Raw genomic sequence first — 15,018 nt, forward strand, 5'->3', positions numbered from 1 at the left:
CCCTGTAATGAATAAATTGAACCCACAAAGGTCTACGCCTTGTTTCCGGGCAGGGAGGATACCTGAGATGGATATATCCGCTTAGACAGCGTCCGCCGCCTTCCTTCTGGCAGCGAGCTGAAGAAGCTCGCCTGTCTTTTGTGCTGCAGCATCGGCCAAGCGGCCCTCGCACAAACCCAGCTTCCCGCCCCTTCCCGCACCGCCTTCAAATGCGAAGTGGACGGCAAGGTCAGCTACTCCGACAGCCCTTGTCTGGGTGCCAAGAAGGTGGATTTGGAGCCCACGCGGGGCCTGAGCAGCAGCGTTTCGGGCAAGTCTCCTCTTTCTGCTTCGCCGCCGCTCGGGGCCGATGTCCAGCGCGAACGCCAGCGCGAGGCCTTGGCCGAAGCGATCAAGCCGATCACGGGCTTGGGCGCCAAGCAGTTCGACATCCAGGGGCGCCGCTTGAAACAGCTGTCGCCCGAGGCGCGTCAAAGCTGCGCAAGGCTGGACCGCGCGATCCCCGCAGCGGAAGCGGCCGAAGCCAGCGCCAACAAAGCAAGCCTGCCTGCTGCGCAAGAACACCTGCTGCAGTTGCGCCGACAGTTCAGAGAGCTGCGTTGCTGACCGGGCCAAGCAAAGGCGCCAGGCAGCTTGAACCCATTCCCGCACGGAGCTCGAAAGCCTGTGCCCCATCTTCAGCGGCTTGATCCGCGGGCTGGTGCTTGCTGACCTGCTGGCGCGGGCGGGCCGCAAGCCCAGCCCCGCGGCTTCGGATGCCATGGGCAATCGTAGGCGCCCCGGGATGGGCCCGATTCGCCCGGGCGGGCTGCTGGCTACACTGCGTCGCGCCAAAACATACAGATCATCCGGCATGGGCCGGGCACTCCGATCAAAAGATGCGGCCAAGCACCCAGGCGCAAGCAGACCCTGGCCGCAGCCACATGGCCATGCGGAAAAAACAAGGGCTCGGCCTGCACTGACGCACACCGATGCACACCGAGGGAGGACGTTGATGAAGATGAAGGTTCCAGGACGCCCAGCATGGCTGCTGGCGCTGTGTTTGTGCTCGGCTGCAAGCGCAATCGCGCAAACGGCCAACCTGCCCGGGAACGATCCCGGTTCCCTGGGTGACAGCAAGGCAAACGCCATCGAGGTGTGCCGCGCCGCGGGTCAGCGCGCCTACCTGGCCCGCTTGCTTTGCGCTGACGGCTCCCGCCCCGAGATCAGCCGGGTCGGCAGCGTCGGCTCGAGAACCGAGCCCCGGGCGCCTTTGAGCGAGGAACAAGAGCGCGAGCTCTTGGATGCCATGCTGCGGGGCCTGCCACTCAAAGCCGGCCAGCCAGACTTCCACATCGTGGACCTGTACCAAGCCACCTGCGGCCAGGTCCAACGCCAGCTCTACCTGGACATGTACCACTGCGACAACCCAGCTCCCGCGCAAGCGCCGGCCGGCTTCAGCTTGCGCGCCAAACCCACGGCCAGCACCACACCATGAGCAGCACAGCAGAACCTACGGCCCAGAGCCAGGCGACGCCAACACAGGCTCAGCCTTCGCCATCGACCGCCTCAAGTACAAGCCCCATCGCCGGCTTCTGGCGCCGCGTCGCCGCCTTCATGCTCGATGGCCTGGCGCTGGGCCTCATCGGCATGGCCCTGGGTGCGCTGGCGTCCGATGCCCTGGTCGGGCTCGGGCCTTGGGGCCGGCTGCTCGGGTTCGGGATTGCGCTTGCCTACTTCGGCTTCTTCAACAGCCAGCTGGGCTGGGGCCAGAGCTTGGGCAAACGCCTGCTGCAGATCAAGGTGGTGGATGCGCAGGGCGCTGAGTTGCCACTCGGCCGTGCCGTGCCGCGCTACCTGCCCGTGGGTACGGTCTGGTTCCTGAGCAATGCGCAGCTGCCGGACGCGCTGCTGTTCAGCGCCTGGGCGGCCGTGCTGGGCCTGGCCATCTTCGGCCTGGGCGCCTGCCTGCTCTACCTCTTTCTGTTCAACCGGCGCTCCCGCCAAGCCCTGCACGATGTGCTGAGCGGGTCCTTCGTGGTGAACGCGGCCTGGCAAGGCCCCCTGCCCGCAGACCTGGCGGCGCCACTGCCCACGCTGCACCGCGCGGTCTGCGCCATGCTTCTGCTGCTGGGTACGCTGGGGCCGCTGATCTCGCAGCAATGGCTGCAGAAGGACAGCCAGACGCCCTTCGCGCCCCTGGCGCAGATCCTGCGCGCCGTCAACGCCGAGCCCTGGGTGCAGTCCTCGGCCGTGAATCAAGGCGTGACCTACACCCAATCCAGCAAGGACGGGGGAAGCAGCAGGACCATCCGGCATCTTAGCATCCACGCCATCTCGCGCGACGCCGACATTGACCAGGCCCAGCGCCTGCAAGCATTGGCCCGCCTGGCGCTGGCCGCCCACCCGGATGCGGCCACGCTGGACCAGATCCAGATCACCTTGGCCCACGGCTACGACATCGGCATCGCCACCTCCTGGCGCTACCAGCGTCGGGTTCTGAGCCCAGCCGAATGGGCGGCCTCGCCCTGAAAAGCGCACTGAAAGGCCGCCCTGTCTGCCGGCCGCGGCTCGGGCCCTCAGGCGGGCCCGCGCGCCAGGCTTTCCAGCCTCACTGGCTGAAGTAGCCCGAGCACTTCTTGACCCCGTTCTTGGTCAGGTAGAAGCGGTTGCAGTTGGTGTCATAGCTGCTGCCCGTGGCGGTGATGGTCCAGCCGGCCAGGTTGACGGTGTTGAGGTGCTGCCAGGCGCCGTTGGACTTGAGGCTCCAGTGCTGGTGCGGGCCAGTGGAAGCGCCGCCATTGCACAGTGCTTGCGCCTTGTTGTTGGCCGGGTTGCCGATGAAGGCGTTCTTGGCCACATTTGCGCCGGTGTTGTACTGCAGCTTGTCCATGTGATAGTAGGTGGTGGACCAGCCGCCGCTGTGCACGATCTCGGCGAAGCAGCTGGAGTGACGCTTGAAGGTGCCGGCCGCCGAGGCCGACACACGCACTCCCGTCTGGTTGCTGCCCCAGCCGCCGCCCTTGCTCATGTCCAGCGAAGACATGGGGTAGTTGCCACTGCCGGTGTTGGTGTGGGCTCCGCCCACATGCCAAGAGTCGCCAATTGGGAACGGGAACTGCAGGAAGCCGGCCGGCGGCCCGGCCAGACTGGTGTCAGGCGCGGCGGCACCGGCTTCTTTGCCGGAGCGAGCAGCTGGATCATGCAGCGCGCGGGCGGCCTCGGTGTCGAAGCTGAGGCCGAACAGGCGCTGGTAGGTGGCGGCGAACTCGGCCTCACTGGCGCTGGTGTTTGCCAGCAGCGCGCGCAGGGGCGCAGCCCGCGCTGCATCACCGCCGAACTCACCAGCCGCCTCATGAGGCGCAGGCTCGTAGAGCTTGCGTGCCAGCTGATCGGCTACATCGCGCACCTGCTCATTGAAACCGCTGCGCGTGGACAGCGCACCCATGGGGCGATGAATGGCGGCGCGCTGACCGGGCTTGCTCAAGAGGCCGCTCTGCTGCTCAATCAGCGCCAGCAAGACACGGGGACTGATGCTGCTGTAGCCCGCCCAATGGGAAATCACCTCCGCATACTGAGCCAAGGCGGGCGCCCGGGCCAGCAAGTAGCTTTCGGTGTCGAAGCTGAACATTTCGGCATGGCTGTAGAGCAAGGAGTTGGGCGAGCTTGCCGGGCCCGCAGACTCGCTTGCAGCTTGTGCCTGCGACAGGGTGAACAGGCTTGCTGCAGCCATGGCTCGCAGCACGAGCAGCAGGGAAGGCTTGAAGAACTGAGAGCTGGGTTTCATGGGAATGCGCTTTCTCTCTGAATGAGTTAAAGGCGGGCCGGGCGCCCGGGCGCTGCCCCAAACGGCCAAGGCCAGCGGACTGAACCGGAGGGGTTCAGCCTCGCTTGCAAGCAAGCGCGGGACATGCCAACTCAGTCTAGGAAGCGAGGCCGCTGGCGTCGCCTGTTCAAGCTGCCATCTTGTCCCAGCACTGGGACTGTGCTAACGGCGCAGGCCGCCGCACACCGAGCGCCATCAATTGCCCGTCAGCCACAGCAGCAGCGCCAGCAACATGCTGGCTGAGGCAATTTTGTCGAGCGCCGCGCGCAGGGGCGAACGGCGTGCCGTGCTTGCTTTCAGCGCTGCCACTGTGAAGGGGCGAAACAGCGCATCGGGTTCGACGGCGATGTTGAAGCAGGTGATCGCCATGCCCAGCACAAAGATCGTGTAGGCCATGCTCCAGCCGGAGCTGTAACTCAGCCAAGCCAGGACGTGGAGGATGGCGCTGACGCCAAAGAAGGTAGACGCCGCTTTCAGCTGGAGCGAGCTCGGCGCTGCACCCCGGCCAGGCTCCTCATCGGGGCCTTGATCCGACGCTCGTCCCGGACGCTCGCCCTGCTCGCTCACGTTTCAACTCCCGTTCACCCGTCTCAACAGATCACCCTGCACCTTGCGCCGTGCCGGCTCGCATGCCGCCCACAACTGAACATTGACGACGGATACGGATCATTGGACCAAGCAAAGGCGGCTTTGGGCAAGCCCGCGAAGCGCGGCAATGTCTGCAAGCGCCGAATGGCAGGTTCGCCAGGGCAGCTGCAAGCCGCCCACTCGGGCTGGCGCATATAGTTGCTATTGACAACTTAAAGAGCGAAAGCTATCGTTGCCACAAGCTGCATCGGGCGGGTTCGCTTCAGCTGGTTTTTAGTTGCTATACGAAACATTATTCTCGGAACTATCATGCGCGAACATAGTTGCTACACACCACCAGGACAGCCACGCCATGAACCTCACCAACGCCACGCCCGGCAGCCTGCTGCGCGAAGTCGCACGCCTCTACACCCGCGCTCAACGTGTGGTGGCCGATTGCTGCCGCACCACCAGCACGCAGTGCTACCTGCTGACCGAACTGGCCCGTTCGGGGCCGCAGCCTCTCTCGGAACTCGGCACCCGCCTCAGTCTGGAGAAGAGCTGGGTGTCGCGTGCGGTGGAGGGCATGGTCGCGCGTGGCTTGGTGAGCAAGGAGCCGAATCCGAACGACGCAAGGAGCTGGCTCGTCACGCTCACCGCCGAAGGCGAACGCACCTGCACTGAACTGAATCAAACCCTGGACACCCACGCCGCTGAGCTGCTGAGTGCCCTGAACGAGCGCGAACGCGCCGCAGTCGAGAGCTCACTGCTCTTGCTCTTGAAGGCCCTGCAAGCGGATACCGCAGCCAATTGCTGCCTGCCGCCACCCATGGCCCACAAGGAACCGAGAACGAATCCATCATGTCGCTGAACACCAAGACCATTTCCCTTCGTCAGGCCACTCCGGCCGATTGGCCCGCCGTGGCCGCACTCCTGCATGCCCATCAACTGCCCATCGATGGCGCACAGGACCATTTGTCAACGTTTGTGCTGGCCCTGTCCCAAGGCGAACTGCTGGGCTGTGCGGGCGCCGAGGTCTATGGCGAGCACGCGCTGCTGCGCTCTGTGGCGGTAGCGCCCGGCCAGCAAAAGCAGGGGCTGGGCCGCGCCATGCTGAGCCTGCTGATCGACGAGGCGCGCCGCCGCAATCTCAGCCGCCTCTTTGTGCTGACACTGACGGCGCGCGAGTACTTCAGCGCGCTGGGCTTCCAGGCAGCGTCCAGCCAAGAGGCGCCGGACGCACTCAAGGCCTCGGCGCTGCTGCAAGGCGCTTGCCCTGCCGAGGCCCACTTCATGTCACTCAGCCTGCTGGCCGCCGAAGCGACAGCGCCCGAGGACTTGCCGATTGCCGTGCTCGGCGCCGGCCCGGTCGGCCTGGCCGCGGTCGCCAAGCTGATCGCGCGTGGCCTGCCTTTTGTGGCACTGGAAGCGGCGCCGCAAGTTGGCGCCCATCTGCTGGACTACGGACATGTGCGCCTGTTCTCTTCCTGGCGCTACAACCTCGATGCCGATATGGCCCGCCAGTTGGCGGCCACAGGCTGGCAGCCGCCGGATGCCGAGGCCCTGCCGCTGGCGGCCGAGGTGGTGGAGCAGGTGCTGCAGCCGTTTGCTGAACTGCCGGCTGTGGCGCCAGGCCTGATGCTCAACACCCGCGTGCGGGCCATCAGTCGCGCCGGCTTTGACAAGGTCAAGAGTGCCGGCCGCGCCCAGGCGCCCTTCATCATCCGCGCCGAACAGAAGGGTCGTGTGATTGAGCTGCGCGCGCGGGCGGTCATCGATGCCACAGGCACCTGGGGCCAGCCCAACCCGCTGGGCGCCAGTGGCTTGCCCGCCTTGGGCGAGGCCGAGGCAGCGGCGCAGGTCTTCTACGGCATTCCCGATGTCTTGGGTCGGGAACGGGCGCGTTATGCCGGCCGCAAAACCCTGGTGGTCGGCGCCGGCCATTCGGCGGCCAATGCCCTGCTCGCCCTGGCCGAATTGGCGCAGCAGGAGCCGGGAACACGCCTGGCCTGGGCGGTGCGATCGCCGGTCCTGAAACGGGTGTTTGGCGGCGGCGATGCAGACGCCTTGCCGGCGCGCGGCCAGCTGGGCCAAGCCTTGCGTTCCCTGCAGTCCAGCGGCGCCATGGAGTTCATCGCTGGCCTGCGCATCAACGAGCTGCGCCGGGTGGGGCATCAGCTCAGCGTGCTCGGCCAGGGCGCGAACGGCGAGCCCCTGCAGTTCGACGGCATCGACGAGATCATCTGCGCCACCGGGCAGCGCCCGGATCTGAGCCTCAGCAGCGAGCTGCGCGTCAAGCTCGACCCCTGGCTGGAATCCACCGAGGCCCTGGGCCCCCTGATCGACCCGAATCTGCACAGCTGCGGTACGGTGCGCCCGCATGGTCACCGCGAACTGGCCCATCCCGAGCCAGGCCTCTACACCGTCGGGGTGAAAAGCTATGGCCGGGCGCCCACCTTCTTGATGGCCACCGGCTTCGAGCAAGCACGCTCGGTGGTGGCTGCGCTGGCGGGCGACCTGGCGGCCGCAGACCGGGTGGAACTGGATCTACCCGAAACCGGGGTCTGCAGCAGCGAATCCTTTGAGGCGCCGGGCTCGCCAACGCCGGCTGCAGCAGAAGCAGTAGCAGCAGCGGCAGCGGCAGCGGCAGGCGGGTCCTGCTGCGGCCCGAGGCCCGTGGCCCAGGCCGCGGCTTCAGCGCCCGCGCGCTCCTGCAGCCCCAAACAGACCAGCTGCTGTGGCTGATCCTGCACGCGCTGTGCCCTGGCAGACCGTCGCCAATCTGGGGCTGGCCCAAACCGTGGCCTGGGCATCGTCCTACTACCTGCCGGCCATGCTGGCCACGCCCATGGCGGCCGATCTGGGCGTGACCGGCGCGACCGTGTTCGCCGCCTTTTCGCTGGCCTTGCTCGTCTCCGCCCTGCTGGGCCACGCCGCCGGCCGAGCCATCGACCGACACGGTGGCCGGCCCGTGCTGATGGCCTCCAACCTGGTCTTTGCGCTGGGCCTGTGCGCCATGAGCCAGGCTCAGGGCCAGTTGGGGCTGTTCGCCGCCTGGCTGCTGATGGGCCTGGCCATGGGCTCGGGGCTGTATGAGGCAGCCTTTGCCACCGTGGTTCGCCTGCACGGGCGGGACGCACGCCAAGCCATCACCGGCATCACCTTGATCGCCGGCTTTGCCAGCACGGTGGGCTGGCCCTTGACGACGCTGCTGGAGCAGCATGGGGGCTGGCGCGGCGCCTGTCTGGCCTGGGCTGGCTTGCATCTGCTGATTGCATTGCCCTTGAACTGGCGCCTGCCGGGCCTGCCGGGGCAGCATCAGCACGCGAGCGCAGATGCCGAAACGACAGCGCCGCAAGCAGACAGCGCACGCGGCCCGGCGACAAGCGCCAGCGCCGCGCAGCAAGCCCGTGCCAGGCGGGCCACGGCCTTGCTGGCCTTGGTGTTTGCCATCATGGGTTTTGCGGGCACGGCCATGGCGGCCCACCTGCCCCGGCTGCTGCAAGCCCATGGCAGCAGCTTGGCGGCCGCCGTGGCCGTGGGCGCACTGATCGGGCCGGCCCAGGTCGGCGCGCGTCTGCTGGAGTACGGCTTGCTGCGCCGTGCCCACCCCTTGTGGGTGGCACGCGTGGCAGCGGCCATGCATCCGATGGGCGCCCTGGCGCTGCTTGCGCTCGGTCCCCCGGCCGCGCTGTGCTTTGGCCTGCTGCACGGCGCCGGCAACGGCATCCTGACCATTGTCAAAGGCACCTTGCCCTTGGCGCACTTCGGGCCGCAAGGCTATGGGCAGCGCATGGGTGTGCTGATGGCACCAGCACGGGTGGCGCAGGCGCTGGCGCCCTGGCTGTTCGGCCTTTGCCTGGACCGATTCGGGGCTGGCAGTCTGTGGCTGTCGGCAGCTCTCGGTGTGCTGGCGGTCGCCGCCCTGATGCTTGTGCCCAAGCCAAGCGCTGCAGCGAGCGGAGCGCCTTGAGCCTGGCCCAACAAGCTGATGGGCGCAGGTCTTCGCGTGCGCAAAGGTGATGGGCGCAGGTCTTCGCGTGCGCAAAGGCCCAGGCACCAGAGCACAGCGGCCATCAATATGCACACCAGGCTGGTCTTCGAGAGGGCGGCACCGGCCTGGCCTCGTGCCTGCTCAGGCTTCAGCCCCGCTGCACCAGACTCAGCAGATCGCCCTGCACCTTGCGCCGTGCCGGCTCGACATGGCGGCCCAGCACCATCACGCGCAGGCGGCCCGGCAGCTCGGTGTCGCGCAAGGCATGGAAGAGCCGCTCGGCCAGGGCGTCGGCCGAGTCCTCGCTCCAGCCCGGCTTGGCCTGCACCCAGAACGTGAAGTGGCGACGCGCGGGTTTGACGTCCAGCTCTTGCTCACCCAACCAGGCGGCCTGCAGCTCGGGCTCGCGCAGCAGCACGCCGCGCAGCTCACGCAGCTGGTCGGCACTGAGGCGGGGCGCCAGGGTCTGCTCCCAGGGCGGCAGCTCGGCGAAACGCTCCCAGGCGCTGTGCTCCATGGCCTCGCTCTCGCTGAGGCGCTGGCGCCAGAGGCGCCGCTGTTCGGGCGGCAGCACCTGGTCGCGCGCCTGGGCGGCATCCATCCAATCCTGGGCCAGGCGCGCCGCGAACCAGGCCTGGTCTTCGTGATGCTGGAAGAGCTGCTCCAGCCAGTCGCCCACACGCAAATCGGCCTGCGGTGCATGGCGCAGGGCCAGACGACGCAGGGCTTGGGGGTGGCGTGGCGCCAGGCTCAGCGCACGCTCCAGCAGCGGGGTCGGGTCTTGGTCGCTCAGTGCCTCCATCGCGTCCGCCCAGGCCAGCCATTCCTCGGCCACCAGGGGTTGGGTGCCGGCGCGAGCCCGCTGCTGCAACTCCAGGGCCTGGGCATGCTGCTGGCGCAGGCGTTCGCCATGAGCGCGCCAGTCAGCGCGGTGCTGTTCCCACCAGGCGCCGTCCAGCGCCTGGCCGATGCGCTCGCGCGCCACGCCCAGCAGGCCCAAGGCGTGGCCGGCAGAAGGCTGGGGCGGGCGCGGCAGCGGTGGGCGATCCGGGTCGGGCGCCAGGGCCGCCAGGCGGTCCTTGAGCACCGGATGGGTGTCGTCAAAACTGGCCAGCCGGCGCAGCTCACGGCGCAGGGCCTCTTGCTGCCAGCCGGGCTCGCTGGCGCGCTGCAAGCTCGTGGGCAGGTTGCTGAAGGGACTGGGCTGCGCCTCGACCCGGGCCAGGCGCCAGTGGCGGCGCCAGAACTCCTGCTCGTACCACTGGGCCTTGATGGCGATCTCCAGCAGGGCCTGGCTGGCCACCTCGGAACCGAAGAGCCGGGCCGAGACCCGATCGGCCTCGTACTCGTCCTCACGCGCCAGCGCAAAGCTGAGCGCATCGAAACGCGGAAAGTACCAGCCGGCAAAGCCACCCAGCACCCAGCTGACCGGCGAGCCGCCTTCGCGGTAGCGGCGGCTCAGCCGAATCCAGGCCAGGCGCGTGCGGTAGATCCAGGCCGACAGCTTGCCGTGATCGCCGCGCAGGTGACCATACTCGTGGGCAATGACGGCGAACAGGCGGCGCGGCTCCAGGGCCGACAGCATGGGCCAGCCCAGCAGCAGATGGTTGCGATGGTGCAGGCCCAGGAACAAGGGCTGCTGGACGATGGCGGCATTGAAATCACCGGTGATCCAGACCCGGTGCAAGGCCGGACCGCCGACTTTGGCGCGGATCTTCTCCAGCACACCGAAGAGCTCGGGCGCATCCGCCGCGGTCAAGACCTGGCCCTCGGGCGCATCGAAGGGCACACGCAGGCCTTGCAAGGCCGCAATCAGCAGCCCCAGGCAGGCCAGGCCCACCCACACCATCCAGCCCCCGGGCCGGCCACCATTCTGAAGATGCCAGGCCAGGCCCAGGACACCGGCCAGACCGAGCACGGCGCAGAGCAGCACGACGCCGTAGCCCAGCAGGGCAAAGCGCAGCACGCGGCGGCGATAACGCTCAGGTTCATCGCGGCTGGCCTGTTCATTCAGGCGCAGCAGGTGCACATGGTCGGCCGAATTCACGCCCCTCTCCCTCCACAAATGAAAATCGCCCCTTCTTGGGGGCGACGGCATTGTGACGGAATTGGCAGAACTGGCGAATGCGTCAGCGCACCCTGCTGGGATTTCAGCTTAGGGAGATGGCGCTGCAACCCGCCGCGGCGCCGCCCTCCCCAAGCACGGCTTCAGGCGTTTTCGATCAGGATCTCTTCGATCGTGCCGGCGGCACGTTTGCAGGCTTCCATCACGGTTTCGAGCAGCGAGTAGAGCTCGCGCAGCTTGATGGCCCGCCAGGCGGCGGCGTCATCGCCCTCTTGCTCGAACATGGCCTTGATGGCGCGCTTGCGCAAGGTATCGACCTCATGCTCGATGCGGTCGATCTCCTTGCACAGATCCAGGGTTTCCTGGCCGCGGGTCTTGTCGGGCAAGGCCAGCACGGCGCGATCCAGGCGCAGGCAGGCATCGGCCACCAGGGCGGCCATGGTGCGGGCTTCCTGGGTGGTTTCGTTGATCCGGTAGGCGCCGACGGCGTTGCAGACATGCTGCAACTCGTCCAGCACCCGGTCCAGATCCAATGCCAGGGTGTGCAGCTGATCGCGGTTGATCGGGGTGGTGAAGCTCTCGTAGAGCAGACGGATCAGATCCTCAAGAATCTTGTCCGCGCTGGTCTCGTACTCATGCACTTCCTCGATCAATTCCAGCGTCTGAGCACCGGGCTGGCCCAGGCCCGTGATCAGGCGCAGGGTTGCGTTGCCGCCCGCCACCATGCGGGTGGTGTGCGAAGCCAGCAGTTCGAAAAAGGCGTTGCGTTTGGGAGTCAGGTGGCTGCTCATTTCAGATTCTCAGTCGGAGTCGGCATGCGGCCAGGCATCACAGGATGCCGCGGCCGATGTACCAGAACAGCGCAGCGATCAAGCCCGAGGCTGGAATCGTCAGCACCCAGGCCACCACCAGATTGAAGGTCACCCCCCAGCGCACGGCCTTCACATCCTGGGCTGCGCCCACGCCGACGATGGCGCCGGTGATGGTATGGGTGGTGGAGACCGGAATGCCGCCCAGCGTCGCCAGACCCAGGCTGATGGCGCCGCCCATGGAGGCGCAGGAGCCGCTGACCGAGTTCAGCTTGGTGATCTTGGTGCCCATGGTCTTGACGATGCGCCAGCCGCCCAGATACGTGCCCCAGGCAATGGCGATGTAGCAGGCATAGATCACCCAGTTGGGCAAGGTGTGCACATCGGTGGTAGCCGCGCCGGCCGAGATCAAGAGCAGCCAGATGATGCCGATGGTCTTCTGCGCATCATTGCCACCGTGGCCCAGGCTGTAGGCCGCGGCAGCCACCAACTGGGCGTTCTTGAACCACTTGGAGGCCTGGTGGGGCGAGCGGTTTCGAAACGCCCAGGCCACCGCCACCATCAGCAAGCCCCCGAGCATGAAGCCCACGAATGGCGAAATGATGATGAAGGCCAGGATCTTGCCAAAGCCGCTCCAGACGATGGGCGCGCCCGAACCGGCCTTGATCATGGTGGCGCCAATCAGGCCGCCGACCAGGGCGTGGGACGAGGACGAGGGGATGCCGTAGTACCAGGTGATGATGTTCCAGATCAGCGCCCCCATCAGGGCGCCAAAAATCACGTAGTAATCGACAAAGCTCGGGTCCACCGTGCCCTTGCCGATGGTGGCCGCCACCTTGAGCTGGAACACCCAGATGGCCGCAAAGTTGAAGAAGGCCGCAAAGGCCACGGCCTGCTTGGGCGTCAGGGCGCCGGTGGCCACGATAGTCGAAATCGAGTTCGCGCCATCATGGAAACCATTCATGAAGTCGAATGCCAGGGCCACAAAAATAAGCAGGCCCAGCACCCAGATGCTGATCGTTAGTCCTTCCATGACATGTCCTCAGGAGTTCTCGATCAGGATTTCTTCAATCGTCTTGGCGGCGTCTTCGCAGCAGTCCAGCACGTCTTCTTGCAGGCCGTAGAACTCGCGCATCTTCATGGCGATCCAGGGGCTGCCGCCGGCCTCGAACAGGCGGGTCACCGCGCTGCGCTCGATGCGGTCGCCCTTGGACTCGATCACCTCGATCTGCTTGCACAGGTCGATGATCTCGGCGGTGCGCTTCTTGTCGCCCAACAGGCTGACGGCCTGGTTCAGACGCAGGCAGGCGTCGGCGCCCAGCGAGGCCATTTCGCGGCCTTCGACCGTGGAGTCGGTGATGTTGTACATCTCCACCGCCTGTGCCACACGGCGCAGGGCGTTGATGACCTGATCGATCTCGATCGTCAGGGTGTGGATCTGGTCGCGGTTGATCGGCGTGGTGAAGGACTTGTGCAGCAACTGGATCAAGGCCGCCTTGATCTTGTCGGCGCTCTTCTCGTTCTGATCGACCTCCTGGGCCAGCGCTGCCACATCTTGGTTGCGCTCACCGAGGCTGTTGACCAGGCGCAACATGGCGTTGGCACCGGCAACCACGCGGTCTGAGTGCGCCGCAAGAAGCTCATAGAACTCCCTGCGCTGTGGCATCAGGCTACTGAACATCGAATACTCCTGGGGGACTTGAATGGGGGCCGTGGGCGCCAGAGCATCCCGCCAAAAGCGGGCGCCTCTCGCCCGCCTTGGGGGTCAGCGGCCGGATTTTGCCCTTGTCAACAAGGGCTAGTGCTGATTTGTGTCACCGTGATGACGACAAACCACATATTTTCGCATCCCCGGCCACCCGCCGGCCTCGGGAGCGCACTCAAACCCTCATCCAGGGGTGAAAACAACAGGCAGCCGGCGCCTCGCACCGCCCGACCGAAAGCAAAAAAAGCCGCCTTCACGTGAAGGCGGCCGGCTTGGAGGGCGCGGGGCGGGTCAGGTCTTGCTAGCTGAGCAGTTGCTCGACATCGCTGGTCACATCGCCCGCGGCCGTGATCTTGGCCTCCAGGAAGGCCAAGTCCAGGTGCAGGTGCTCGACCAGTTCGGGCACCGCCACCAGCAGGGACTGGCTGGGGTTGTCATGGTGCTCGGCCGCGTCGGCCAGCACCTCGGCCAGATGCAGCACGGCCGCCATCAGCGAAAAGGGGCGGATCTCCATCGGCGTGTCGGCGTCCTTGAAGGCCTCGACCATAGGCGCCGGGAAATGCCAGTGCGCGGCCAGGCAGGCGGTGACGTCAGCATGGGTGCAGCCAAAGCGGTGCATCTCCAGCGAGAAGCGGCTGCCCGGCTCGGCCGCATGGGCCTCGACATCGGCCACCAGCTCGGGGTCGCGCAGCGCCATCAAGAGCTGGCCGGTGCGCAGCATCAGGCCGGACAGATAAGCCGTGTCGGCATCGAGCTGCAGCATGCGGCTAAGGATGCGCGAGTAGGCCGCGGTGGCAATGCTGTGGCGCCAGAACAGGGTGCGGTCCAGGCCAGGGATGACCGGGAAGGCGCTGGAGAGGCAGGCGGCCAGCGAGAGATTGCGCAAGGTCTCCATGCCCAGCGCAGCGGCCGCGTCGTTGAGGCTGGAGATCTGGTGCGAGGGGCTGTAGCGCGCCGAGTTGGCCAGGCGCAGGACCTTGGCCGCCAGGGCGGCGTCCTTGCCGATCAGATCGGCAACGGCACCGAGGCTGATGTTCTCGTCGTCAAAGCTGCGAATCAAGCGACTGGCCACCTCGGGCATGGTGGGCAGGGCATTGTTCTTCTCGAAGAATTTTTCGGCGGCTGCCATGGCTGCTGCGGTCACATTGCTCTCCTGGCTGAACGGGTCGACGGGCCCGTGTTCGCTTGCAGTCTAAGTGAGGGCTTGGCCGCTTCAAAGCCTGCAAATGCGCCGCGAAGGCGGTGTATTCATGCTGGAGCCAACAATGCACGTTTGCGCGGCGCTTGCCGCTGGCTGGCGCCGGTTTCAGCCCTGGGCCAGGCTCTGCAGCGCCGCCAGATTGAGCAGCTTGATGGAGTAGCCGCGCACCTCGATCAGGCCGGCGCTCATCAGCTGGCGCAGCAGGCGCGAGAGGGTCTCGGGCGTGATGGCCAGTTGGGCAGCCAGCTCGCGCTTGCGCTCGCGCAGGGCCACCTCTTCACCGCTGGCCGGGCTGCGTTGCAGCAGCCAAGTCGCCAGACGCTTTTGCGCGTCCTTGGCCATCAAATCATGGGCCGCACCGGTCAGGTTCTGCACCGACTGGGCCAGGCATTGCAGCAATCGCTCGCTCATCACCGGGTGGCGGTTCAGCAGCACACGCACGCCGCTGACCGGCAGTTCCAGCAGCCGCGCCGGCATCAAGGCCTGGGCGTCCTGGGTGCGGCCTTTTTCCAGCCAGGCGCTGCTGTTGTCCAGCCACTGCGGGCCATGGATGGCGCGCTCGAGCTGGAACTGGCCGCCCTGCCCCGGCATGGCCGGCGCCGTGGCACTGCCACTGGCATGGGTGCCCAGGCCGACCGCGCCTTCGAGCACGGCCACCAGGGTGTCGGCCGGATCACCACGCTTGAAGGCACAGGCGCCGCTGCACAGGCTGCGCACCCGGGCCAGTTCCTGCAGACCCCGCAGCTCATCGGCCGCCAGGCGTGGCGGGCCGAACAGCGTGGTCCACACCGAGGCCGGCACCAGCGAGGGCGCAGCAGCAGGGGTCGGCGTGGCGGGAGTGAGGACCTTGTCCAAGATGGGCAACGACATGA

The 15,018-nt window shown here is 66.7% G+C and carries 14 protein-coding genes; 6 read left to right on the plus strand and 8 right to left on the minus strand.

Annotated elements, in window-relative coordinates; genetic code table 11:
• Positions 1-216: 216 nt before the first annotated feature.
• The 3 genes from AC1Q6P_RS02730 (at position 217) to AC1Q6P_RS02740 (ending at position 2,511) form a co-directional block, all read left to right on the plus strand.
• Complete coding sequence (locus AC1Q6P_RS02730; protein ID WP_492662935.1) at positions 217-606, plus strand: DUF4124 domain-containing protein; 390 nt, start codon at positions 217-219, stop codon at positions 604-606.
• A gap of 388 nt (positions 607-994) precedes the next feature.
• The gene (locus tag AC1Q6P_RS02735) at positions 995-1,477 is read left to right on the plus strand and encodes a hypothetical protein (protein ID WP_133155148.1); all 483 of its coding nucleotides are present in this window, start codon (positions 995-997) and stop codon (positions 1,475-1,477) included.
• Complete coding sequence (locus tag AC1Q6P_RS02740; RefSeq protein ID WP_492662936.1) at positions 1,474-2,511, plus strand: RDD family protein; 1,038 nt, start codon at positions 1,474-1,476, stop codon at positions 2,509-2,511. Before AC1Q6P_RS02735 ends, AC1Q6P_RS02740 begins: the two co-directional genes overlap by 4 nt.
• 79 nt (positions 2,512-2,590) lie before the next feature.
• Here the strand turns inward: AC1Q6P_RS02740 and AC1Q6P_RS02745 are convergent, their stop codons facing one another.
• Together AC1Q6P_RS02745 and AC1Q6P_RS02750 are read right to left on the minus strand one after the other, a co-directional pair.
• Complete coding sequence (locus AC1Q6P_RS02745) at positions 2,591-3,766, minus strand: M23 family metallopeptidase (protein ID WP_492662937.1); 1,176 nt, start codon at positions 3,764-3,766, stop codon at positions 2,591-2,593.
• A 234-nt stretch (positions 3,767-4,000) separates the two neighbouring features.
• The gene (locus AC1Q6P_RS02750) at positions 4,001-4,372 is read right to left on the minus strand and encodes a hypothetical protein (protein WP_492662938.1); all 372 of its coding nucleotides are present in this window, start codon (positions 4,370-4,372) and stop codon (positions 4,001-4,003) included.
• Positions 4,373-4,745: 373 nt separating this feature from the next.
• On the opposite strand from AC1Q6P_RS02750, the gene AC1Q6P_RS02755 reads away from it, so the two are divergent.
• From AC1Q6P_RS02755 to AC1Q6P_RS02765, 3 genes are read left to right on the plus strand one after another with little or no spacing between them, the layout of a single operon-like run.
• A complete protein-coding gene (locus tag AC1Q6P_RS02755; protein WP_102767620.1) occupies positions 4,746-5,243 on the plus strand; it encodes a MarR family winged helix-turn-helix transcriptional regulator in 498 nt (165 codons plus the stop codon).
• Positions 5,234-7,117: an arsenic resistance N-acetyltransferase ArsN2 gene (gene arsN2 / locus AC1Q6P_RS02760; protein WP_492662939.1), complete on the plus strand. Its 1,884-nt coding sequence runs from the start codon at positions 5,234-5,236 to the stop codon at positions 7,115-7,117. Before AC1Q6P_RS02755 ends, arsN2 begins: the two co-directional genes overlap by 10 nt.
• On the plus strand, positions 7,110-8,345 hold the full coding sequence (locus AC1Q6P_RS02765; protein WP_492662940.1) for an MFS transporter: 1,236 nt from the start codon (positions 7,110-7,112) through the stop codon (positions 8,343-8,345). The genes arsN2 and AC1Q6P_RS02765 overlap by 8 nt, the downstream gene beginning before the upstream one ends.
• Positions 8,346-8,514: 169 nt before the next feature.
• Here the strand turns inward: AC1Q6P_RS02765 and AC1Q6P_RS02770 are convergent, their stop codons facing one another.
• From AC1Q6P_RS02770 to AC1Q6P_RS02795, 6 genes are all read right to left on the minus strand, one after another.
• Positions 8,515-10,413 carry a M48 family metallopeptidase gene (locus AC1Q6P_RS02770; RefSeq protein ID WP_492662941.1) on the minus strand — a complete coding sequence of 633 codons (1,899 nt, stop codon included), beginning with the start codon at positions 10,411-10,413 and terminating at the stop codon, positions 8,515-8,517.
• Between the two features lie 161 nt (positions 10,414-10,574).
• Positions 10,575-11,222 carry a DUF47 domain-containing protein gene (locus tag AC1Q6P_RS02775; protein WP_171825679.1) on the minus strand — a complete coding sequence of 216 codons (648 nt, stop codon included), beginning with the start codon at positions 11,220-11,222 and terminating at the stop codon, positions 10,575-10,577.
• Between the two features lie 37 nt (positions 11,223-11,259).
• Complete coding sequence (locus AC1Q6P_RS02780; RefSeq protein WP_102767624.1) at positions 11,260-12,273, minus strand: inorganic phosphate transporter; 1,014 nt, start codon at positions 12,271-12,273, stop codon at positions 11,260-11,262.
• A gap of 9 nt (positions 12,274-12,282) precedes the next feature.
• A complete protein-coding gene (locus AC1Q6P_RS02785; protein ID WP_171825678.1) occupies positions 12,283-12,921 on the minus strand; it encodes a DUF47 domain-containing protein in 639 nt (212 codons plus the stop codon).
• A 325-nt stretch (positions 12,922-13,246) separates the two neighbouring features.
• On the minus strand, positions 13,247-14,089 hold the full coding sequence (locus AC1Q6P_RS02790) for an HDOD domain-containing protein (protein WP_133155150.1): 843 nt from the start codon (positions 14,087-14,089) through the stop codon (positions 13,247-13,249).
• Positions 14,090-14,251: 162 nt separating this feature from the next.
• Positions 14,252-15,016: a Crp/Fnr family transcriptional regulator gene (locus tag AC1Q6P_RS02795; RefSeq protein WP_171825677.1), complete on the minus strand. Its 765-nt coding sequence runs from the start codon at positions 15,014-15,016 to the stop codon at positions 14,252-14,254.
• Between the last annotated feature and the right edge of the window lie 2 nt (positions 15,017-15,018).

The organism is Roseateles sp. GW835-FHT13E02 (genome assembly GCF_058794035.1).

Coding starts and splice junctions, on each gene's coding strand:
- AC1Q6P_RS02740 (WP_492662936.1), top strand. CDS start 1,474: ATGAGCAGCACAGCAGAACCTACGGCCCAGAGCCAGGCGACGCCAACA.
- AC1Q6P_RS02785 (WP_171825678.1), bottom strand. CDS start 12,921: ATGTTCAGTAGCCTGATGCCACAGCGCAGGGAGTTCTATGAGCTTCTT.
- AC1Q6P_RS02745 (WP_492662937.1), bottom strand. CDS start 3,766: ATGAAACCCAGCTCTCAGTTCTTCAAGCCTTCCCTGCTGCTCGTGCTG.
- arsN2 (WP_492662939.1), top strand. CDS start 5,234: ATGTCGCTGAACACCAAGACCATTTCCCTTCGTCAGGCCACTCCGGCC.
- AC1Q6P_RS02735 (WP_133155148.1), top strand. CDS start 995: ATGAAGATGAAGGTTCCAGGACGCCCAGCATGGCTGCTGGCGCTGTGT.
- AC1Q6P_RS02780 (WP_102767624.1), bottom strand. CDS start 12,273: ATGGAAGGACTAACGATCAGCATCTGGGTGCTGGGCCTGCTTATTTTT.
- AC1Q6P_RS02755 (WP_102767620.1), top strand. CDS start 4,746: ATGAACCTCACCAACGCCACGCCCGGCAGCCTGCTGCGCGAAGTCGCA.
- AC1Q6P_RS02795 (WP_171825677.1), bottom strand. CDS start 15,016: ATGTCGTTGCCCATCTTGGACAAGGTCCTCACTCCCGCCACGCCGACC.
- AC1Q6P_RS02775 (WP_171825679.1), bottom strand. CDS start 11,222: ATGAGCAGCCACCTGACTCCCAAACGCAACGCCTTTTTCGAACTGCTG.